The sequence below is a fragment of the Methanospirillum lacunae genome (genome assembly GCF_003173355.1).
Taxonomy (GTDB): domain Archaea; phylum Halobacteriota; class Methanomicrobia; order Methanomicrobiales; family Methanospirillaceae; genus Methanospirillum; species Methanospirillum lacunae.
On record NZ_QGMY01000002.1, the window covers coordinates 528,884 to 551,194 of the forward strand.

Sequence of the window (22,311 nt, forward strand, 5' to 3'; positions counted from 1 at the left end):
ACTCAGTTACCAGTATCCGATCTTCTTTTCTTTCCATTCCCCGCATTTCCAGCTTCCTTCGACTCTGGGCCGGACGAAAGATGTTCGTGGCTTTCCTTCTGAATCTGAACCGGCATATAGTGGAACCGGGGGAAATCTCCAGCATTCGAGTCTCAAAATCTCTTTATTCTTCCCAAGTATCGGAAGGCAGAACTGACAATTCTGACAGAAGTGAGGATCTGCTGGCATATAATCAGTTTTAAACGCGATTTCTATTAAGTATTTCAATTTGAAGATCGAAAGTTCTGCAAAATTGATATCGAAACATATATCGGTCTCATCAGATGACAAGTTCTTATGAATCCCGGTATCCTGGGCAGACTGTTTCATTCTTCTCCAAAACCACATATCGTAGAAAGCCCGCCACCACCGCGTATTGTTCGTGGGCCAGGCATGGAATGCCGGGAATTTGATGAAAAGCCCTATTTTATCGTGGCTTCTGTTGAGATGGGTAATACCACTACCAAGTGTATTCTGACAGGTGTAAGCCTTGAAACCGGCATGAGTTATGTCATAAACAAAACCGTCAGTATGAGCCGTGATGTCAGACCGCCAAAACACGGTGAAGAGGTTTTTGGGAAAACTCTTGATGGAACGGAACTGACCCGGGAATCTGTCACTGAATTGGTTCGCGATACACTAATTAAGTGCCATAAGGATGCAAAACTCGATATCAAAAAAGATCTTGACTTCGTGGTAAGGAGTACCGGTGTTGTAGCAGCGATGGATTCTCCTGATCAGGTCGGAGACTTTATTATCGCGCTTGCAAATGGGTGCCTTGAAGCCGGAGTCCCTCCAAAGAAGATGACCCCCCCCATGTCTAAAGCGAACCAGTCAGCAAAACTTCAACCATTCTCTTTTGCAGATCGTGTAAACTTTTCAGGTGCGGTAGCTGGAGTGGTTCCACCTCAGGGAACAACCGGCGTTGAAATGGTGGCAAATGAGATGGAAGGAGAACTTGCAATGGCAGGTATTAAAGAAGGGGCTAAATGGACTCCTGTTGACTTTCGAAATCCCTGCATTTCTATCGACTTTGGAACAACTCTTGATGGACGGGTCACAAGTGATGTAGATCCAACAAGCACGAATCCCTTCTCCCGAACGATAGGTAACTTCTGTGGTCTTGCAGGAGCAATTCCAGATTCCATTGTAAGAGGAACAGGTCTTGTTAAAGAGCGGACTGGTACAGCATTGGATATCTTTGGAGACAAGACCAGCCTGACTGGCGCATTCTCGCTCCGTAAGGAATCAGATGTTGTAAAAGAATATGTGAAAAGATGCAATGACCTGATTTCTGTTGAGGTCGTTCCTGAAAACCGGACCCGCTACGGGATGGTGCCTGTCTATGCAAAAGTTGCAAAGGAATCAGGTGTAGCGCTCATTGGAGTTGACGCAGGAATGAATGGGGGCGCTCTTCCTGATCTCGGTCGCATCGGGAAGGAGATTATCACTAATCATAGTGTCCCGGTTTTACACGAGGTAATTGACAGGGTTTGTTCAGATATGGCTCTTCGAATGATCGACGTATCTAAGTCAATGGGACTAATCTTTCCAAATACCTCAATTGGTTTTACTGGCAGGGCAGCAATATCAGGGAAGAAACCGGATTATATCCTTGAGGGCATCATCGATAGAAAACTATTCTCAGATCCGGTAAATCATGTTGTATTTGTCGACGATGGATTAGCTCGTGGAGCTGCCTTAATGGGTAGATGCATGAATTCCCTTGGAAAACCAAATAACCCAATTGGTGGAATTAGAGAGGGCAAATGCATTATGTCCCGGCGAATTGCAATTGGTAGGTAAAAGGTACCCAATTTATACAACTCATCCTATTATTTCCGGGTTGGAATGTTTTTTTTAAAAAAAGATCATCTTTGAAATAAATAACAATACTCATGTGTTCTGAAATAGTACAGTACCCTATGGCAGAGCAGGATTCACCGCAACTATACGATCTTATATTTCCTCCTGGGACTCCCAGATCAATAATTCGCGATATTATCAATCAATTTGATGTTGAACTTATTGATTCTCCCGAGAAGTTACAGTTTGCAAATATGGAAGGGGATGTAAGAAATCTGATAGCGGCCAGAGGCAAAAAGGATATTATGATCCAGGTTGAGGCATTCTTTAAAGAGAAGATGAAGGAGTTTGTGGATAATTAATTTTTTATCAAATCTGACAATATTTCTGAATCCAAAACCTTGAATCTGAATATAAATTCCAAGTTTTAGGAATTAGTCAGGTTCTGTTCCGATGCATTATTCCCTGTTTTCTGAGATGCCGTATCCTCCTGATTCGGAGAGGAAGAGGCATTCATTGATACAATGGAATGAGGCGTGTCCGGTTTATTCTTCTCTATAAGAGTAATAATTGAAGTCTCAATGAAGTCCTTTCCGATAACTTCAGCTCTGACCATATACTGATCAGGACTCCATCCCGCTGAACTCATGTTAGCAGACCAGAAAAATGTTCCAGTTTCATCTTTAACTACAGGGACAACGGTTGAATTTCCGCCTGACATTGTAGGATCATACTTCTTAGTTGGACCGAATGATGCTGGATATACCTCAACAAGAACCTTGTTATCTGTATTAAAGTTGGTTTCACCACTGATGGTGATCTGATCACCAATGGTATATGGCCCTCCGATGTTTAGTGAATCAGCATTCATGGGTAAAACAAGTGCAAGAATAACCAGTACTACTGATGTGAGAACCTTATTCATGATGTATGGATTGATCAGCCCTACGAATGAGTTTTGTGATCGTTCAGTTTTTACAAATTACTTCCCATATTTCTCCAACTAACATGATTCAGATTTTTTCTCTAGAGCATGCTCCACACGAAGATCCAGTTTATATTACTCAATGGCTGCATGAAAAACAGATCAATCTTCAACCTGTGCGGTTGTATGAGGGTGATCATTTTCCCGATGTCGCAGAAGTGGGTATTCTGCTTATCATGGGTGGCTTTATGAACATCTATGAGGAAAAGGAGTTTCCCTGGCTAGTCGAAGAAAAGAAATTTATTCGGAAGGTAATAGATGCAGGAAAGCCAGTGCTTGGTATATGTCTTGGTGGCCAGCTTATTGCCGATATACTAGGCGAAAAAGTGACTAAAGCACTTCATCCTGAATATGGCTGGCACACAATCAACCGGGTAACTCCTCTGTTAGAATCGTCCTATGTTTATCCAGAAAGACTATTCGCTCTCTTTCCTGAAAAGGTTCAAGCATTTGAATGGCATCAGGATACATTTGCTATACCTGAAGGCGCAGTCCGTATATATGCATCAAAACTCTGTGAAAATCAGGCATACTTATATCATGATCGAGTGATAGGGCTTCAGTTTCATCCTGAAATGGATGAACTCACAATCCGTGAATTTCTTCATTACTCCTCGTCTGAAATCAAAGAGAAGGGACTTGAAGATGTTAAGTTAGATATACTTGAAAGAATTTCTCTTACTTCTTCAGGAAACCTGTTTGTTGCAGGTCTTATGGAATATCTTCTTGAATTAGCATAATAATCACTTTATCAGTATATTTTCCACTTATGAGTTATGAAAAAAATCTGTAATTGTGATCAAATTAACGTTTTAAAATTTATCTAAAGTAGTAAGATCATTAACAATCCTGAAAAAATGTAGAGGTTTACACCAATAATTGTTAATGGGAGATGTATACTAGTAGATATATTAGATGCTCCGCCCCATCCGTTCATATTCTTTGAGCAATGTGCTGATGATTATCTTCTCTCTGATCTTTATCTGCATTATTGGCATGCTGTCTCTTATTCAGTATAATTCGGTGGCATCAGACCTCCAGGGGCAGTTTTCTGATGAGATCTCAAAGACAGACCTCATACTCAATCATTCAGTGTCAGTTCTTTTTGAAGCATTAAACCTCTATGATTCCCGATATGATTACGAGATGGAGATGGTTCTAAGTCGCTTATCTGACAATTATGTTAAATCTGGGAATGACATTGAACAGATTAATCTAACCGGTTTTAAAGAAGAGATATCTCCCATTTTTCCAGGAGATGTAGATCTTTATGTTATCAACTCAGATAACATCATTGAGAAGACAACATATGATCCTGATATATATTTAAATTTTAATGAATATCCTGAATTTTCCAAATCACTTAATAATATTAGAAATAACTCCAGGTTTGTAGCAGATCAGTGGGTTGACTCAATAAATACTCCCGGATATTATCGAAAGTATGCCTATTTTCCCACTCCTGATCATCGGTATATCCTGGAGATTGGTGTTCATTCAGATGAGTTTTGGCAGGCACGACGCGATGTATTCTCATATGAAAAACTTGGAAGCAGTATTCTTGAGATCAATCCGGATCTTTTGTCCATTTCCTTTTTCAACAAAAAATTAGATCCCATTAGTGAGTTGCCATCTCAAGATCACCCTTCTATCAATTCCTCATTAACCCATTACATAACCATAGAAGATTTGAACTCAACACTTATCTCAGTATTTACTCACAAAGAAGGTCAAATACATGACACAGGATCATATCTGATAGACTTTCAGTATTTCACGATCCGTCGTAATATTACTCCATCTTCATCTGAAATGAGTGTTGCGTCAGTTCTGGTGTATTCACGAGATAATCTGAATCGGTCACTCTCGACCTATCTAATAATTCACATGAGTATTACTCTATTTGCAGTAATCCTCGCTATTTTATTCGCTATATACATATCCGGGCACATTTCCCGTCCGTTAGAGCAGGTAATTGAAGATATAGAGCAGATAGCCCGGGGCGACTATCACCATGGTATAAGGAAGACCGGAGGAACTGATATCGACCGGTTAGGACACAGTGTTGAACTAATGGTCCAGAAGATCCTCTTTGATATCGAAATGATTCAGCGTGGGCACGAGGAAATAGCAGCAGAATTGGTAAGAAGGAAAGAGGCTGAAGAAGCTCTTATAATTGTAAATAATAAACTGAATAATCTGTCCAGTATAACCAGACATGACATTCTTAACCAGGTAACCTGTATCAGAGGATATGCATTCCTTGCTGAAAATAGCACAGATACAGAAGAGAGTGTTATTCATGCCAGACATATTCAACGTATATCATGTCTGATAGAAGAGATGATTGCATTTTCTCGTGATTATCAAACGATTGGGATTTCAGGGTCATCATGGCAAAATCTTGGTCACGTAATCCATAGAGCAATATCTGTTCCCTTTTCGGATCGGATATCACTGGATGTTTCTGGAACAAATATTTTAATTCTTGCTGATCCGCTTTTACAAAAGGTGTTCTATAATCTTGCTGATAATTCCCTTACGCATGGGGGCCCTGGAGGAGAGAGGGTCCACATTTCATTTGAAAAAACTGAAACCTGTGGAATAATAATCTATGAAGATCAGGGGATGGGGATTTCAGACTCAGATAAGGAACTTATTTTTGAGCGTGGATATGGCACAGGGACCGGCCTAGGTCTTTTTTTAATCAGAGAAATCCTCGCAATTACTGGAATGACAATTAAAGAAAACGGGCTACGTGGTTCTGGAGTGAGGTTCGAGATCCATGTTCCTCCAACACAATGGAAGGAAGATTCTAATAATTAATCTTATAGCATCCCTATCCAAAAAGATGGATTATATGGCTATGCATTCATCATGCCCTTTTGTTTTTTACGTATCTCTTACCGGAACCTTTATTCGTTTACCATTATTATAATCAAATGAATATATCGGGGGACTGATTTTGGTACGTACAAAAAGACGAGTGGAGGTTCTGGCTGTTTTAATACTGCTCTGTTTTATTCCACTCATAGGGGTTGCAGATAGAGGTTTCTCTTCCCAGATGGATGCTCCAAAAATTCTATTCCAGTCTGATACAACGGCTGTGTCTACATCTGCTCATTCAGCAATGATTGCTCATCCTTCATTGGATCAACGAAAGCAATGGAATTCAGAGTACCTGAATGCTCCTTTGGCATCAGTGAAAAACAGTGATCTCAAAAAAGATCTTTCCGACTCGTCCACGATGAGCCTTTTAAGTTACATAACATACAATGCAACTGAACGGGATCAACAAAATTGTGGAAATGGCTGGGTATGGGTGGGAACCAGTGCTCTGGAAGTTGCGCATTCTACACAGAACGGTGTAAATGACAGGTTGTCTGTCCAATATCTCAACTCTAAGTATCATAATGGAGGGAAATCTCCGTACTCCTCATCTGATTGTGCATGCAACGGAGGAAATCCTGGAAATTTTGTAGATTTCTATATGTTGAGTGGTAAGTATGGTGGCAATAAAACTGTTATTCCCTGGAACAATACAAATGCTGCATTTTTCGATGGAAATGTTACGTCTACAGGGCATTCGAATATTGACTCCAGTCTTATTAATCTGACTCCTTCATACAAACTTACAAGTCTTGATGTTTCACGTGTTGAAACATTAAATATCCCGCAGGATTCTGCAATAAAAAATATCAAAAGATTGCTGGAAAATGGAAAACCAGTAATGCTTACTTTCTATCTTCCTGACCAGAATGCCTGGAATGAATTCGATCGGTTCTGGGATTATGGGCTACAGGATGCGTCATACTTTGATATTGACACCTATGCAGGAAGTACCTATACCTCAACCGGAGGGAGTCATATGGTTCTGGTTACCGGGTATACTGACAATGGAACAGCAGGATATTGGCAATGCCTGAACAGCTGGGGGACTTCTGCATACAGGCCGAATGGTACATTCTACATAAATGAGTACATGGATTATTCTGCAACATATTTGGATTATGGGGAAAGCCTCCCAGTGACTCAATGGGAGACACTTGATACAGTATATAATACGACAGTACAGAATATCACACCAATTGACAATCCAAACTTGATTGCTGATTTTATTGTCTCTCCTGAAAGTGGATATCCTCCACTTAATGTTCATTTTGCTGATAATTCAAGTGGAGGACCAGACTCCTGGAAATGGAACTTTGGAGATGGAGGTGGCTCTATCATCTCAAGTCCGAACCATACCTATACCCAGCCCGGGCATTATTCTATATCATTGTCTATAGGAAAGTCCGGATATTCTGCAGGGACAATTAAGGAAAATGCTGTAACTGTTAAATTCCCGTATGTCACGGTAAGTCCGTTTCCAAAACCTGATGGAGGAAATTATTCTGTACCAACTGATCCTGATGGAGATGGAAGATACGAGGATATTAATGGGAATGGATGGCTGGAGAATGATGATCCAATAGTATACCTAAAAAATCTTCAGTTTGCACAGAAGAATGAACCAGTTACCCAGTTTGACTTTGACGGGAGTGGTTTCATTGGGTATGGGGATATTGTGATGCTGAAAAAGATGGTGTGATCATGGTGAAATTAGCACATTTTTTAGAACTTATTGCAGTATTTTTCTTTATCAGTATATTTTCCACTCCAGCCCTAGCTCTATCGCAGCCTGTTCTCTTCTTTTCTCCGGATTTGGTGGAAAGCAATACAGGTGACAATGTTCAGGTTCACCTTCTGATGGACGGTGCTTCACGTGGATTATCCGGATATGGACTAATCATTTCACTAGATACTCCTGACATTGTTGATATCATCGGCATAGATCTACCAAAATGGACAGGACTTCAGGATATTGAAAAGCAATCTGATTCTTCTTACCTGATACAGGGAGTTGATTCCAATGATAACCAGCATCCAGGGGCACCGAAAATTGATCTGGCAACAGTAAAGGTACATGCCAAAGCTCCCGGTTATGCGACAATTAGGGCAACCCCGGTAATGATCGATGATGATCAAAAAGGCAGGTACGAAACCAGTCCTGTTGCAATGACAATTGTTATAACTGGAGCTGGTCCGGTTCCTTTAGTTCCAATGAGTACCTGATATTCTTTTTTCTTTAACTGACGATCAAGTCAGGTCTATGGACATACCAGGCACTACTTTTTATTCATGTGAACAATTGAAAACGATAGATATAGTTTATCTCAAACCGAAATAGTACATATTCTATGAGGGACTGGAGTTTACTGACCCGGATTGTTCCTTGTGCTCTCATTCTGCTTTTTGCAGTACATGTATCAGCCATCCCACCTATGCCCACTGAATTTTATGGTAGTGTAGTTATCGATGGTAAACCTGCTCCATCTGGCACAAATATAACTGCCATGATTAATGGAGATGAAAAGGGAAGCATCAAGACTGTAGTAGATGGGTTTTATGGTGGTCCTGGTATTTTCGATGATAGATTGAAGGTATCTGTTCCAGAAGAAGAGTACAAGCCAGGTATGCTTAAAATTTCTTTCAAGATCGGTGATAAGCAGGCTGTCCAGACTGTTGATTATGAACCGGGTGTATCTAAACAACTTGATCTTGCGGTAGGAACAGGCTCTACAACAATGGCATCTCCTGCTACATACATGACTCCGGTTGACAATATAACTTCTATTTCTACTAATAATGCAGTTGTAAATTCGGATTCCGGGCCCTATTCGTCATCCACATCGGGAAGTACATCATCCGGGTCTGGAACCACGATAAGTTATGGTCTTGATCAGGATCGTATATTCAAAGCTGAGGATGGTCTTGCCGAGTTACAGTTTGGAAAGGCAACCATGCTCTTCTCTCCTGAAGGGCAGTTTTTGAGTGCTGTTGGTATACGACCAAAAAGTGTCTCTGATCTTCCACCACTCTCAACAAATAAGAGTCTGAAGTTTACTGGATATGCATATGAAATCATTCCATCAGAGACATACTTTAATCCAAAAGGTATACTGGTACTCAAACTCCCTCCTGAACGAGCCTATGATATCATCAGTGCTGGTCCTTCACTGTATGAATACATCTCCCAGACTGCCTCTTGGGAACCCGTCCATACAACATCAAGTGCTTTTACAAATGAAATAACAGGAGATATCTACGAAGCCGCGATATATGCCCTATATATTCCATCAGAGTCTCATCAGATAAATCAAAGTGTTCAGAATTCTGTAAATAATCAGACTCAAGGTTCTTCAATATCTTCAGGTGGTGTTAGTTATCAGCCATCAATTCCAATCGATGCACCAGTAACTCCCATAACCACAATTCCAGCGAATACTCCTGAGGTTACTACTCCAGTACCAACTCCGGGAGAACAAGGTAGCAATCCTCAGACACCTGTTATCACCCCTCTGCCATCAGTTACCCCGGCAGTACAGACTAAAACAATTACTAATTCCAGTTCACAGAAAAATCCAGGTCCAGTATCGTTAACACCGCTGACATCCATAACGAATAAAGTTCCCAAGTCAGTTCTTTCAATAATTGGAATAGTGTGCCTGATTATTATAATCAATGCTGCTGTTTATGCTGTATATCGGTATTGGTGGCAGAAGCGGAAGCAGAATGGGTAAACGGGCAGATACTGTTCTTGCGGCTACTATTATCCGTGAGATACAGAGGGGAAACCCGGAGAAGGCTCTTACCTCTATTGATCGGTTTCTTGAAAAGAAACCAGGAGAACCTGCTCTCCTAAATCTGAAAGGAGTGTCCCTTGATATGCTCGGGAAGCATACCGAGTCCCTCTCCTGTTATGAACAGGCTCTTTTAGCAGATCCGTCACCAGCAATATACTGGAATAACAAAGGGCTTGCCCTTCAGAACCTTGGCAGATATAATGATGCAGAACTTGCTTACAGAGAGGCTCTTTCAAGGGATTCTGAGTCTCTTGAAGCGTCTTACAACCTGGCAAATACACTTCAGTCTCTCGGGAGATTTGATGAAGCACTTGTTCTTTATGACCTGGCTCTGGATATCAGGCCAGATCATCTCCTTGCACTTCTCAATAAAGGAAATGCCCTGGCATCATTGAAACGGTTTGAAGATGCCATAGCATGTTACTTAGAAGTATTGGATATCAGACCTGACTATCCTGATGCTGCATATAATATTGCTCACACATATGAAGAAATGGGAAAAGTGAAGGATGCAAGGGACTGGTATTCGAAAACCTTAATCATTGATCCCGACTACCATCATGCTACAGAGCAGTTGAAATCTCTGTGAGGTGGGGTATGATTCGGATTCTTGTCGTTGATGATTTAAAGGCACTTCTTGATGTGGTAAAATATATTCTGGAGTCTAATCCAGATTTTGAAGTTGATACTGCCCCTTCAGTTGCCGAGGCTCTAGTCTTACTTGAAGAACATAAATACGACATCATCATCTCTGATTATTATATGCCTGAAGAGAATGGACTTGACTTTTTAAAACAGGTCCGTGCGATGAACCTGAGTATCCCTTTTGTCATTCAAACCGGTCACGGAGATGAAATTACAGCACTTGAAGCCCTGCAGGGAGGAGCAGATTTTTTCCTGGAGAAAGGATCAGAAGGTCCTCTTCAATATCTCGCATTCACTCAGATCATCAATCTCTTAGTATCACAAAATAAAATGGAAATAAAACTACAGAAGCAGACTCATGCCCTACGTGATCTCAGTGATATCAATCATGACGGTTTGGTATATGTTGATACTAATGGATGCATCCAAAATGTCAACCTTGCCTTCCAGAAGATAACAGGATGTCTGGAGGATACGGTAAAAGGGGTTTCTTTCTTAAATTTGATTCCTGACGAGTGGAAAGAAGGAACTTCCCTTTCTCTGAAAAGTATTGATGACTCTGATAATTTGTCGGAAGAGTACAAGCGTGAGTACATCCGGTGTACAGGGGACAGAATTCCTGTTTCTATTCGAGCTCATGTTGTGCATAATGATAACGGCGATCCTGAAGGGATGTGGCTTATAGTCCACGATTTATCTGATACAGGCCAAACTTAAGATATTTAATATTATCCAGTTGGTTTTCATTTATGGTCCGAAGACCTCATGGGATGATATGTAGCGGTGATGAAGAACCTTAAATAGTTCCCCTTTTTTACTAGGATTTCTTTACCTCTATTTTTAGTATTTAACTTGATCTTTTTCGTAGACATTATCAGGGCTGCAGAAGAATCTGATGATGAAGCACTCTTTATGGTTAGTATGGGAATTTTGTTATATGATTCGTTACCATGAATACTGAAACTAACGATTAAATCAGGACTCATATGGTTCTGATATCCGTGAAGGGTCAATTAAAGGAATCAACAATTTTTTTTGGAAGAGATTACAAGATTTGTAGTGATGAATCTTTTTTTGATGCAATCAGCCTGCTGTATATAAAAAGACGAATTTAAAAGATATTATAGATATTTTCGTTTGGCGTAATCATGGATTTAATTAAATCTCTCGGTAATTTTTATCATATAATTCTGGGTCTTATTCCTCCAGTTATTATTGGAATTATTGCCTGGGAAGTTGGACTGGTAGTTCCTATTCTTGGTGGACCGGTAGTAGCCATTCTTATTGGTTTATTCACCGGTCAGGTTTTCGGTCTGCGAAATGAATGGATATCAGGAGTAACTTTCGCTTCAAAGAAAATTCTTCAGGCATCTATCGTGTTACTGGGCGCCGGAATGTCACTTAGTCAGGTGGCAGAGATCGGTGGTTCGGGATTGCCAATCATGATTGGAACTCTCGCGGTCTGTCTGGTCGCTGGCCTAATTATCGGGCGGTTTTTAAAGATTGAAGATCAAACCCGGACTCTTGTCACGTATGGGACTGCGATATGCGGAGCTTCTGCCATTGCAACGATGAGTGTTGTGATTGGAGCATCAGGCCCAGCAATTGCTGTTTCAATAACGGTAATTGTTATTTACAATGTTCTGGGTGCTATACTCTTTCCAGCTATTGGACATATTCTGGGAATGTCACAGGATACTTTTGGAATGTGGGCCGGTACAGCTATAAATGATACATCCTCAGTGGTTGCTGCTGCAACAGTCTATGGTGCCATTGCTGCAACGTATGCAGTAGTGGTCAAGCTTACCCGAACACTTGCAATAATTCCTTTAGCACTGTTTGAGAGCTGGCGACATAATAACCAGTTGCCTCCTGATCAAAGACAGACCACTGTCTGGTATCGACTGATACCTCCGTTTCTTATCTGGTTCTTAATTGCCGTTCTTGTTCATACTGGTGGATTTATCCCTGATCTTTTAAATGATCCCATAAATTTCATGGCACATTTCGGGACTACTGTGGCGATGGCCGCTGTTGGGATGAGTAGTTCATTTTCTGCAATAAAAGAAGCCGGATGGCGTCCGGTTGCACTTGGTGGGATTCTCTGGTTCCTTGTTGCAACAAGTAGTCTTGGTCTTCAGTGGCTAAGTGGACCTCTCTCTTAACTTCTTAAGCCGTCAATCTAGGTCATATATGAAGAAATGAGTCTATAGATGATACAATAATCTCAAAACAAAAACTCTTTTTGTTAGCAGAGGATATTACCACCTATGATTCCGCCTGAAGAAGAAAGACGGATTAGGTCATGTGAAGAATGTAGTCGTTATAACCCGGATAAGGAAGGAGCTGATCGATGTTCAAAGTGGATGATTGGCCCGAAGAATTTGTGCTCAAGCGTTTTAATGCGAGATGCATTACGGTTGTATGATCTAATTCACTGGCCATGTTCATTCCATATTACTCACGAAGAATTTCGTGAATGTTCTCTAATTGAAGGGTTTATGTCCTGTATAACACCGGGGCATGGTGAATATAAGATTTAATTCCCTTTTATTTTCCTCTAGTTCGAGTATAACCCCTTGATCGGTTTATGATGATATGGGGTAATTTCATACTATCTTTGACAATTGGTGAGTTTATTATAGATAATGAAATTTTTCAAATTACTCAATTCAGAATTCTACTAGAATTGTGACGATTTTGGTATAGTTATCCGTTTCAAAAAAGCATGCCTTTGTTGATTATCATCTCAAAGATCGTACCAAATGTCTCAAATAGGGCCCTAATTTTGCTGCCCCACTTCCCTATGGAGAACGGATATATATGAATTTATTTTTTCTCATAAATAAATACAAATTTATAAGAATTTACTACCGAGTGTTCGATGATAGTAATTCTATGTTCTCTTTTCCGCTTTGTTCATGCAGACGAATCTGACAAAATTTCTCATCAGGATTCTCCATGGACCGGGGCATAGGGTGATGTAATTATACATTATACCTCTATTAGAATGGCTCTGTAATAGATTGAATAACCACGGTACCTAATCCGGTTGTGGCTGATCCGTTCTAATTATCAGGGAAACTCTCAAAAGATACCATGGATTTTTACGGTACCGGAACCGTAAATGTTGTGGTTAATATTGGTGAATCTTACTCGTACACATTTAATGCAACCAGAAATGGAACTGTTATCCCTGATCAGGATTGGACCGGTATCTTGGCCAGTAAATGGAATATTATAATTTTAATTCATAATGGTTCCACTATAATCAGAGATTATTACGCCCTGTCTTCAACACAATTCTGCGTTTATGTTGAAGGAAATATTTCAATAAACGGAAAAATTCTCTTTATGATCTGGATATCACCAGTACAGGATACTTATTCTCTATCGGATGATGGTCAGTATATGATAGATGGAGAACGTACAGATGAAAAATTAAGTGTAAATGGGGATTTTTTTAGTCTGACCAAAAAAGAATATACACTTTGAACATACCCTCTTACTTTTTTTGATATTATTCATTGTATGAATATCTCAATAATTCTGGCCCATTCCAATTTCGGGTAACATTGATTGGTTTATTCCTGGATATCTGCCACCTTTAGTTTTTTCACTATTAGCCATCCAACGAGACAGACAAATCCAACAACGATATTCAAGGTTCCTAAAAGGAATGTTCCCGTCATATCAAAGGAGATGAGAAACATTCCGATTGTTCCAAAAATGAGACTAAAAGAATTTACTAATGCAACTGCGGAACCAGTATCCTTTTTTTGTTGTTCGAGGGTTAAGAATGTCCCGGGTATCTTGACGCAACTTGTCATCACTGATGCAGGAAGGAGGGCGAAAGAGAATACAAGCGGTCCCAAATTCCCGATTATACAAACCAGAACACCTCCGATGATGGTGATTATAAAACTAAAAACGATAATCTGTGATCTTGTGAAATGGCGAAAAAGCCATAGATATATAAATGGTCCAAGGATGAGTCCGAGAGCATTCAGGGCAAAAAATAAACTAAATACTTGTTCAGACACACCGAATCCTCGTTCAAAGATGAATGAAGATGCAGCTACAAATGACAGGGGGGTGATTGTAGTCAATGAAAAAATGATAAGAAGAGAGGAAAAACTACGGTTGCTTAAAACAACTCCCAGTTTCTTCATCGATTGCATAACCGTCCCGTTAAATCTGGATGGTATAGATTCACTAAAAAGAAGAGCACCGCAAAGAGAGATGAGACCTATAAGAGTTAAAGTCCAGAATATGCCTCTCCATGATGTATAGGGTAGCATGAATGCACCCAGAACAGGGGCTACCGCCGGGGCTATAAATATCATGGACTGTACAACTGCAAGGACAGATTCCTGTTTTTTTCCTGAATATGAATCCCTGACAATGGCTGTGGCAACAGTAATTGCACCACTTCCTCCAATTGCCTGAAAAACCCTGAATACGATCAGGTACCAGATGTTCAATGAAATTGCGCATCCAAAACTAGAAATGATATAGAGAACGAGACAGGTTATTAAAATAGGTCTGCGTCCGTATTTATCTGATAGTGGCCCCCATACAAACATCCCGAGACTAAAAAATATAAAAAAGAGGATGAGAGTAAGGTTTGCAAGATCGCCGGTGACATGAAAATAATCACTCATACCGGGAAGAGCAGGTAGATAGAGATCGGTAGAAATTGGGGCAAAAGCTGATAAAAGAGCGATAAACACTATAAGCCCTTTATCACCCAGATATTTCTGTCTGGATGAAATCGGTTTGGATTCCTGATATATGGCAGTCATATTAACATTTAGAAGTTATTTCGGGGGTTGTTATTGTAATCAAAACTAAATATAATTGAGTTCTTTGTGAAATATTGCAATCTGATATCTTGGGAAAAAGTACCTGAATCAAAAAGAATTCAGCTGATTTAGGTAGACATAATATTGTGGAAAAAAAGACTGCTTTAAGTAGTTACACCTGACCCAGTGCAACAGGCAGGATTATTGAACATTTCTCCATATGTACATGTTTCGGCCCCACCGATGAATGCGTCACTGTTCAGGTCAATAGCCATTGGTTTCTCATAATCCATCTTTTCCATTTTTACCACAAGACATTCTTTTGTTCTACTTGTATATGAGTTTGTTTGAGTTACAACAAGGATAGTGATAGTATGATGGAAAATTCGGACTATCTGCACACTATTATAAATTTAGCCAGAAATTCCCATCAGGGTTTGAAGGAACTTTTCGATCGATAAAAAACGTGGAAGTTTCTACTTACGCAATTGATCCGGATATAATATCTTCATCTTTGAATTTTTAATATACTGTATTTGTAGATTCAGATCTCAATATTCTCTTAGCATATGTTAAATTCAATATTCTGGTTTCTAGTTAGCCATTATCTTTTTCATGATATTTTCAAATCTTGTATTACTGATCGGATGATGACTGATGACTTTTCCGTTGTAAATAATGCAGAAGGTCCCAAATGCGCAGGGTGTTTGCCTTATTTTTTGTGGACTTTCTAGATCTATCAGGACGGGAGTCTGGTGATATTTTTCTTTCGCAGTTTTCATAATTGCCTCAACGTTTTTTTCAGAATATGGACACTGGGCAGATCTTATTATAGTCAGGCCAGAGGGATAATCTGCAGCCCGTGATGAAATATCATTAGAAAATCGGGGCATTTTATTGTCAATATGAAACGACAATGTAAGGAGATCAAAGTCAGGCTGTACAGAATCGGTGATGGTAAAACCAAGATTGATGAAAATATCTTTCTTTGCCATGAATGCTCCAGAGCGGGTGACTACTGCGACACCTTTAAAGTCCCCCTCTTTCGCCTCTCTGATACATTCCCTGATTAATTTTTTTCCATATCCTCTTCCTTTGTATTCTTTATTAAAACCAGTAAATAAGCATTGAATAAAAAGATATCCGTCTGCCTCAACCGGTCGGTGAGCGATTTCTCCTGGCATATATTCAATCATACCCTGATATCCTGCTGATTCTGAAAAAAGGATTTTCATCCTGAGTCCCTTGGGATAGTATTCTTTAAACCAGTTGATCTTCTTCCTGAGTTCTAGGTGTTTTTCCATATTTTTGTACCCACAGACTCCATATTGGGCAATGTTTTCAGGAATTATATTAATAATTTCAAGATCGTGCATACAGAATCCGATTAAATTGATATCTCAAAAAGGAATATATAATTTCTGAAAACACATTCTAATTATTTTGAGGCTATCCAATGGAAGTTTTTAGATTGGACAGCCTTATTAGGGCTGTCAGTATTTCCTGGATGATGGTTCAAGATCTGATGGAGTAGATATCACCGTCATTGAATGAAAAGGATTATTCGTTATGTATTGTTTGAAAACAAATATTTCCTGAAATAATACATACAAAAAAAGTCTTTAGGAATTAATAGTTCAAAGCCGCTGGAGGGACTTGAACCCTCGACCTGCTGATTACGAATCAGCCGCTATACCGCTAAGCCACAACGGCGTGCCTATATATGTCGATCTCCTGACATAAAAAAAAATCGTTAAAATATATTTTACGAGTATCCGGTCATTGACGTAACATTCTGTGCTTTTTCCTTTGATGCTTCAAGTGGCCGGAACTTTTGTTCATATTCTCCAACTGTTCTCTGAAGTACCTCTAACAGATTCTTTGCATGGGTTGGTGAGATGCTGACTACTGCCTTGCCCCGGGCCTGGTTGATTCCCGGAATCTGGTGAAGGAACATAAACGTAAACTCATCCTCTTTATAAGCGATCTGGATCATATTACTGTATACGGGCTCCAGGTTTGGGGGAATAGTCACCTGAATCTCATTTGAGGTCATACCTACATCTTATATGGGATCTGCATTAAATTGACCGAATCAAACAATAAAACCGGGGATACTATTTCGATATCTTCAATTATTCAGGCATACCGGTGTCCACGACGATACTACTTTTCAAGACATGACCCGGTGATATCCTCTGGAAAGTATACCATCTGCAAGCAGGTGTCTCTCTGTAAGGATCAGACACCTGATGAAGATCAACTCTGGGAAGAAATATGTTTGATCGATCCTACCGTGAAGCCAGACCTGCGGGAATATCTTTCCCGGTGCCTGGAGATTATGGCCCACACACCGGTTGTTAAGTATACTGACAGTGATATTCAGGTTCATTCTGTTCGGTACGGGATCTATGGACTTGTTGACAAACTTGACTCTTCTTCAAACACGATCTCAATAATCAGAAGTTCGGGAGCTCCTGCATACGGGTGCTGGTCTGATGACCGGGTTCGGTTAGCTGCCTGTATTCTTTGTCTCAAAGAATCTACTGGCATTGATATAGTTGGGGGAAATATCGAGTACATTCCTGATGGAATTGTCAGGTACTGTGAACCGCAACCACGGGACCGGCGAAGACTATTGCAGGCATTGCACATGGCGCAAAAAGTGATGAATGGCAATCTTCTGGATAAACCGGTGAATGCCCCATGTAAAAAATGTCTGTATGTGAATCAGTGTAATCCTGACAAACCAAAAACACTCTCAAGCATTCTCTTCAAGAAGTGAAAGTGATCTGATAAACTCACCTTTCGCCTCCCGGGTAGTTCCGACAATGAGCCACTTTTGATCACCGTGTTTTTCTACAATACCCTGTGCCTCTATCGTCTCACCTTTCTTTGCCTGTCCGGTATAGGTATGGGTAAATGATAAAACCCGGTTGATTTCAGGATGAGAAATCTCAAAGATTGACGGACTGTCAAAGGCGAATGTATCATCTATAACAGATGCTTCGATGGTCCGGGTTCCAAGTACCTCTCCTTTATGCATCACAAAACCGGGCAGGTCTTCATACCCCCGGGAATAGAGGAGATCAAAATAGGTACCGTCTATCTGCCCGCGATTCCACTTTCGTTGCTCATGAAGGATAAACTCCTCGTACCCAAGATCCGGATTGCGTTTTTTATATACGGTCTTCCAGAGACTATCATCAAGATCTTCGATATCACCGGATACAATTCCCTCTTTCAGTCGTTCCTGGGCACGGGAAAACCAGTTCCCATACACGACCCCGTCGATATCTGATCCAGAATCCGCAATTTCGCAAAGTCGGGATCCGGTAACACCAAATGTTCCTTCCGGAAGATTGAATATTTCCTTGAACCGGTTAACCGCTGAATCTCGATCAGCAATAACCGACAATTTTTCATCTGGCTTGAGTATCTCTACAATATCTGAAAGAGGAATCCTGTGAACAAGGCCTGAGTACTCGGGCTTCTTCTTCTGGATCAGGGCATATGCTTCTTCAAAGTCTACCTTTCGATATCTGATTCCCTTTGGATCAACACGTTCACCAGATGGATCAGGGATATACCGGAGAACACAACCAACACCCCCATTCGTATCGTATGCAGCTACTGCATAAAGCCAGTTATCAGCATCCCTGATAAAGTCGCGGATTCTGATTGGACGAGTATTCATTCTATCCACTCTGCAAGCATGGCTGCTATCCGTTCAATATCTGCTCCCGGACGAATAATCTCCCTGTTCACCAGATCTACAACCGTTGATGGCGTGCCTTTGAGTGCCCCAACATCAATGGCAAAATCATGTGGGACCAGGGCATCATTAATCGTTATCGGGGAGGGAGCTCCTGAAAGATTGGCACTGGTTGCAGTTATCGGGCTGTCAAACCTGTTTATTATCTCAAGTGCTACATCCTGTGCCGGATACCTGATACCAATAAGATTGGTTCCAGAAGTCAGAAGGGAAGGAAGTACTGACCGTGCCTTAAGAACCAGTGTTACCGGTCCTGGCAGAAATTCGTTGAGAAACGCTTCTGCAATCTCATCAACATAGGCAACGGCTGATATCATCTCTACATCACAAACTGCAATAGAAAGTGGTTTGTGATATTCGCGACCTTTCGCCTCATAGACTTTATGAATCGCCTCTTCTGAGAGGGCATCAGCCCCCAGACCGTATAGAGTATCAGTCGGATATACGATAAGTCCGTCTTTATTCAGGACATCAACTGCTTTTTTAATCTGCTCTTTCAAAATTTTCTCCCCTGTACCCGGTATAAATCAAAAACTGCTATCGATGAAACATGCATGACTGCGAATACACCTGCTTGTATTGGATCGGTTACGACAAGATCGGCATGATCAACAACCGTACCTGCCATGTTTAGTGCAATTACCGGAATTCCCGAAGCCCTCACCCTGTCGACTGCTCTAGATACCTCTCCTCCCATCAGAGATCCGGCAAGGACAAGCATGGATGCCCTCGGCAGTCTTGCTACGGCATCAACAGCTTGGGTAAGAGTCTTTTCACCAACGAGCGGGATTGTATCAACTGAAATTCTCTCTCCCCTGATATTATGCCGGTCTGCCTCGTTAACTGCTCCAAGGGCTACCTGAGCAACCTGTGCACCGCCACCGATGATGATAACCCTCTTTCCATAAATATCGCCGAAGGAGCGATGGATAATGACTTCACTGACTCCAGGAAGATTCTGAAGACTGGTGATGAGATGATCTTCAATGATCTCTCCTTCAAATTCAACATAAAGTTCTTCGTATGTCTCATCACACTGTCCTTCACAGGCTTCTAGGTGTATCATGACAATGTTTGCCTTATGTTCTGCAAACACTGTTGCAATATCTTTCAAAACTCCTGACTTGTTTCTTGCTATGATACAGACTGCCTTGAGTCCTTCTTCAGATCCCGTTCTGAATCAACTCCTATCCATCATCAATAATAATCAGAATTTTTCTTGTTCTGGTTTCCAAAGTAGAGTTGACGTTACCAAAGATACAATTTTTCTCGATCCTGTAAAAAAACAGTTATGGATCACGTCGGTGCATGATCCCCTGAAGAAGCATCTTGATAACCATGCCGACTGCAAAGAGGCAGAGTAGAAGAACAAACCACATGAGCACTCCGACATTGTGCTGAACTACCGGAACATTTCCGATTATATTACCTCCAAGAACAAGTCCCCCGGCCCAGAGAAGACCGCCGGCTATGTTATATATCAGGAACCAACGATAGTGCATATTTCCAATTCCCGCGAGGAAGGGGGCAAAAGTTCTGATATATGGAACAAATCGTGCAACAACAATGGTGGCACCGCCCCATCTGGCGTAAAATTCCCTGGTAAATTGGATCCATTCCCCTTTTACAAACCCTGAAAGTCTCCCGGTCATCATCCTTTCTCCAGCATAACGACCGATCCAGAAGTTTGCAGTGTCACCAAGAATGGCGGCAGATGCTACAACAACAAGTAGGAGCGGAAGGTCCAGAACTCCGGATCCTGCTAGTGCTCCGGCAATAAAGAGCAGTGAATCGCCCGGAAGAAATGGTGTTATTACAAAACCGGTTTCGCAAAAGATGATGATAAAAAGAACAAGGTAGATGAGCAGACCAAGTTCACCGGCCATTTGGGATAACGATTGATCAAGGTTGAGGAAGAGATCGAGAGGATTGACGGACATGCTCATAGGAGATTGTTCGTGCCTCCTCATGAGGTTTCCCGCAAAAAATGATTTTCACTCTCATTTATTCAGGGTACTTGCTTCTGATAACAAGTCCTGATAAGGAAATATCTTTGCCTGGACGTCATGGAAGAATGAGAATAACCCGTTCTCACCTGAAAGAATCAGACAGGCTAATATCGCGGGAAGACCAATGGAGATCATCCATGAAAAGGAAAGTCCTTACTGCAGTTGACGGATCACCTGAGGCAGATACAGCCCTTCTGAAGGTAATTGAGTATTTTAATACAGAGGAGATTGAACTTCATGCGATTTATGTCATTTCGCCTTCAAAATATGCCACTATAGAGGGAGCTGCTGGATATGAAGGAATATCCACACTTCATGAAATCAGGGACCGTATCATAGCAGAGGAAAAAGAAGCGGTTACTGAGAGAGTGAAGAATATCGCCCATGATCACGGTCTTGAGATCTCGTTAATTGTAAGGCTTGGAGATCCACGAAGTGAGATCCTGAAAGCAGCAGACGAGATCAATGCAGACATTATCGCTGTTGGTTCAACAGGGAAAGGTCTTGGTCAGCGGATTCTACTTGGTAGTGTGAGTACTTACATTGTCACTCATTCCAAGATTTCAACGATTGTTATCAGATAATCGGTACATGGCTGAACACCTCCGGTAACTTCCCGACAATTACCTTTTATTCTATGATGCAGAGAATTGGCTATGCTGCCTCATACTCTTCTCTCTCTGCTGCTGTGTCTATTTATCCTGGTATCAGGGTGTACGGCACTTGATAAACCAGTGGACTTCGTAAATCCGGGTTTACAAGTTTCTGATACATATGGTGCTACAGAGAACGCTGCCCCGGCCCCACTTGCTGAAAAAAGAGCAGCCGGTGGTACTAACCTCGTGACACAATCATTAGAACCACTTACGCAATCAGACCAGAAGATCATAAACACGGCAGATCTTTCGCTGCAGGTTTCTGATGTCAGAAAGACAGCCGACTCAATTAAAGAAATTGTGACGAAAAGTGAAGGTGTTGTTCAGTCATCATCAGTATCAGCAGGACGTGAGGACAAATACACCGGTGTCGTGACTGTTCGTGTTCCTTCATCAAAGTTTGATAAAACTCTTAATGAAATTCAGATTCTTGGAAAAGTTACGACGAGTAGCGTTACAGCCCAGGATGTTACTGAAGAATACGTTGATTTGGATGCTCAAAAGAATGCTCTTACCAATCAACTCTCGCAGTATAACCGGATACTCGGACAGGCTGTTAATGTCTCTGAAATTCTTGAGGTTCAGCGTGAGATCGAACGGATTCAGGTTGAACTCGACCGGATAACCGGGAAGATGAAATATCTTGATAACCGGATAACTTTCTCAACCATCACTGTTCGTCTGTCAGAACCTGCATCTGTTGTTCCTTCTCCCGGCTATTCTATCACTTCAGTGATCAGTCAGGCAATTGGAGGATTCGCAGATACCGTTGTCTGGCTCGTGATCATGATTATGACCTTACTTCCTGTCATCATCATTGCCGCAATTGGAGTTATCATCTATTCCAGGTGGAAAGTACGGCGATCGAACTGAATTTTTTATTTTTTTGCACGTGAATCTATGAC

Annotated in this window: 24 protein-coding genes and 1 tRNA gene; 14 read left to right on the forward strand and 11 right to left on the reverse strand. The window is 41.0% G+C overall.

The features are described 5' to 3' along the window. Positions 1-6: 6 nt before the first annotated feature. Positions 7-228 carry a hypothetical protein gene (locus tag DK846_RS02925; protein WP_146201104.1) on the reverse strand — a complete coding sequence of 74 codons (222 nt, stop codon included), beginning with the start codon at positions 226-228 and terminating at the stop codon, positions 7-9. A 108-nt stretch (positions 229-336) separates the two neighbouring features. Here DK846_RS02925 and DK846_RS02930 point away from each other — a divergent pair, with 108 nt between their 5' ends. Both DK846_RS02930 and DK846_RS02935 read left to right on the forward strand, forming a co-directional pair. Further along, positions 337-1,845: a methanogenesis marker 14 protein gene (locus DK846_RS02930; protein ID WP_109967404.1), complete on the forward strand. Its 1,509-nt coding sequence runs from the start codon at positions 337-339 to the stop codon at positions 1,843-1,845. A 119-nt stretch (positions 1,846-1,964) separates the two neighbouring features. Continuing rightward, positions 1,965-2,207: a hypothetical protein gene (locus tag DK846_RS02935; protein WP_109967405.1), complete on the forward strand. Its 243-nt coding sequence runs from the start codon at positions 1,965-1,967 to the stop codon at positions 2,205-2,207. Positions 2,208-2,272: 65 nt separating this feature from the next. Here the strand turns inward: DK846_RS02935 and DK846_RS02940 are convergent, their stop codons facing one another. Further along, positions 2,273-2,770 (reverse strand): hypothetical protein, encoded by a 498-nt coding sequence (locus DK846_RS02940; protein ID WP_109967406.1) that lies wholly within the window; start codon positions 2,768-2,770, stop codon positions 2,273-2,275. 83 nt (positions 2,771-2,853) lie between these two features. Between DK846_RS02940 and DK846_RS02945 the strand changes: the two genes are divergently transcribed. The 9 genes from DK846_RS02945 to DK846_RS02990 all read left to right on the forward strand — a co-directional run bounded on the left by DK846_RS02945 (position 2,854) and on the right by DK846_RS02990 (position 13,656). After that, complete coding sequence (locus DK846_RS02945) at positions 2,854-3,570, forward strand: type 1 glutamine amidotransferase (protein ID WP_181391584.1); 717 nt, start codon at positions 2,854-2,856, stop codon at positions 3,568-3,570. Between the two features lie 175 nt (positions 3,571-3,745). Further along, a complete protein-coding gene (locus tag DK846_RS02950) occupies positions 3,746-5,656 on the forward strand; it encodes a HAMP domain-containing sensor histidine kinase (protein WP_109967408.1) in 1,911 nt (636 codons plus the stop codon). A 139-nt stretch (positions 5,657-5,795) separates the two neighbouring features. Next, positions 5,796-7,421 (forward strand): PKD domain-containing protein, encoded by a 1,626-nt coding sequence (locus DK846_RS02955; RefSeq protein ID WP_146201105.1) that lies wholly within the window; start codon positions 5,796-5,798, stop codon positions 7,419-7,421. A 2-nt stretch (positions 7,422-7,423) separates the two neighbouring features. Then, positions 7,424-7,945 carry a hypothetical protein gene (locus DK846_RS02960; RefSeq protein WP_109967410.1) on the forward strand — a complete coding sequence of 174 codons (522 nt, stop codon included), beginning with the start codon at positions 7,424-7,426 and terminating at the stop codon, positions 7,943-7,945. A gap of 125 nt (positions 7,946-8,070) precedes the next feature. Then, on the forward strand, positions 8,071-9,453 hold the full coding sequence (locus tag DK846_RS02965; RefSeq protein ID WP_109967411.1) for a hypothetical protein: 1,383 nt from the start codon (positions 8,071-8,073) through the stop codon (positions 9,451-9,453). After that, positions 9,446-10,105, forward strand: a complete 660-nt coding sequence (locus tag DK846_RS02970) for a tetratricopeptide repeat protein (RefSeq protein ID WP_181391585.1) — start codon at positions 9,446-9,448, stop codon at positions 10,103-10,105. The genes DK846_RS02965 and DK846_RS02970 overlap by 8 nt, the downstream gene beginning before the upstream one ends. Before the next feature lie 8 nt (positions 10,106-10,113). After that, on the forward strand, positions 10,114-10,878 hold the full coding sequence (locus DK846_RS02975) for a response regulator (RefSeq protein ID WP_109967413.1): 765 nt from the start codon (positions 10,114-10,116) through the stop codon (positions 10,876-10,878). 431 nt (positions 10,879-11,309) lie between these two features. Next, entirely contained in the window at positions 11,310-12,326 is a 1,017-nt protein-coding gene (locus DK846_RS02985) for a YeiH family protein (protein ID WP_109967415.1), read from the forward strand. A gap of 934 nt (positions 12,327-13,260) precedes the next feature. Beyond that, positions 13,261-13,656, forward strand: a complete 396-nt coding sequence (locus tag DK846_RS02990) for a hypothetical protein (protein WP_109967416.1) — start codon at positions 13,261-13,263, stop codon at positions 13,654-13,656. Positions 13,657-13,745: 89 nt separating this feature from the next. Here DK846_RS02990 and DK846_RS02995 read toward each other — a convergent pair whose 3' ends face one another. From DK846_RS02995 to DK846_RS03015, 5 genes are all read right to left on the reverse strand, one after another. Beyond that, positions 13,746-14,966, reverse strand: coding sequence for a multidrug effflux MFS transporter (locus DK846_RS02995; RefSeq protein ID WP_109967417.1), 1,221 nt, complete (start codon positions 14,964-14,966; stop codon positions 13,746-13,748). A gap of 164 nt (positions 14,967-15,130) precedes the next feature. After that, complete coding sequence (locus DK846_RS03000) at positions 15,131-15,367, reverse strand: hypothetical protein (RefSeq protein ID WP_109967418.1); 237 nt, start codon at positions 15,365-15,367, stop codon at positions 15,131-15,133. Positions 15,368-15,559: 192 nt separating this feature from the next. Beyond that, complete coding sequence (locus tag DK846_RS03005) at positions 15,560-16,342, reverse strand: GNAT family N-acetyltransferase (protein ID WP_109967419.1); 783 nt, start codon at positions 16,340-16,342, stop codon at positions 15,560-15,562. Positions 16,343-16,607: 265 nt separating this feature from the next. Continuing rightward, positions 16,608-16,679: transfer RNA gene (locus DK846_RS03010), tRNA-Thr, on the reverse strand. Between the two features lie 52 nt (positions 16,680-16,731). Then, complete coding sequence (locus tag DK846_RS03015) at positions 16,732-17,022, reverse strand: DUF3467 domain-containing protein (RefSeq protein WP_109967420.1); 291 nt, start codon at positions 17,020-17,022, stop codon at positions 16,732-16,734. A gap of 30 nt (positions 17,023-17,052) precedes the next feature. Between DK846_RS03015 and DK846_RS03020 the strand changes: the two genes are divergently transcribed. After that, complete coding sequence (locus DK846_RS03020) at positions 17,053-17,751, forward strand: CRISPR-associated protein Cas4 (protein WP_109967421.1); 699 nt, start codon at positions 17,053-17,055, stop codon at positions 17,749-17,751. Here DK846_RS03020 and DK846_RS03025 read toward each other — a convergent pair. From DK846_RS03025 to DK846_RS03040, 4 genes are all read right to left on the reverse strand, one after another. Continuing rightward, a complete protein-coding gene (locus DK846_RS03025) occupies positions 17,728-18,663 on the reverse strand; it encodes a DNA polymerase subunit beta (protein ID WP_109967422.1) in 936 nt (311 codons plus the stop codon). The genes DK846_RS03020 and DK846_RS03025 overlap by 24 nt on opposite strands. Beyond that, positions 18,660-19,241 carry an L-threonylcarbamoyladenylate synthase gene (locus DK846_RS03030; RefSeq protein WP_181391586.1) on the reverse strand — a complete coding sequence of 194 codons (582 nt, stop codon included), beginning with the start codon at positions 19,239-19,241 and terminating at the stop codon, positions 18,660-18,662. The genes DK846_RS03025 and DK846_RS03030 overlap by 4 nt, the downstream gene beginning before the upstream one ends. Next, positions 19,238-19,855, reverse strand: coding sequence for a DUF5612 domain-containing protein (locus DK846_RS03035; RefSeq protein WP_245926437.1), 618 nt, complete (start codon positions 19,853-19,855; stop codon positions 19,238-19,240). Before DK846_RS03035 ends, DK846_RS03030 begins: the two co-directional genes overlap by 4 nt. 175 nt (positions 19,856-20,030) lie before the next feature. Next, positions 20,031-20,687 (reverse strand): VTT domain-containing protein, encoded by a 657-nt coding sequence (locus DK846_RS03040; RefSeq protein ID WP_245926438.1) that lies wholly within the window; start codon positions 20,685-20,687, stop codon positions 20,031-20,033. Positions 20,688-20,887: 200 nt separating this feature from the next. Between DK846_RS03040 and DK846_RS03045 the strand changes: the two genes are divergently transcribed. Continuing rightward, positions 20,888-21,334 carry a universal stress protein gene (locus tag DK846_RS03045; protein ID WP_181391587.1) on the forward strand — a complete coding sequence of 149 codons (447 nt, stop codon included), beginning with the start codon at positions 20,888-20,890 and terminating at the stop codon, positions 21,332-21,334. Positions 21,335-21,406: 72 nt separating this feature from the next. Continuing rightward, positions 21,407-22,279, forward strand: coding sequence for a DUF4349 domain-containing protein (locus DK846_RS03050; RefSeq protein ID WP_109967427.1), 873 nt, complete (start codon positions 21,407-21,409; stop codon positions 22,277-22,279). Positions 22,280-22,311: the final 32 nt, after the last annotated feature.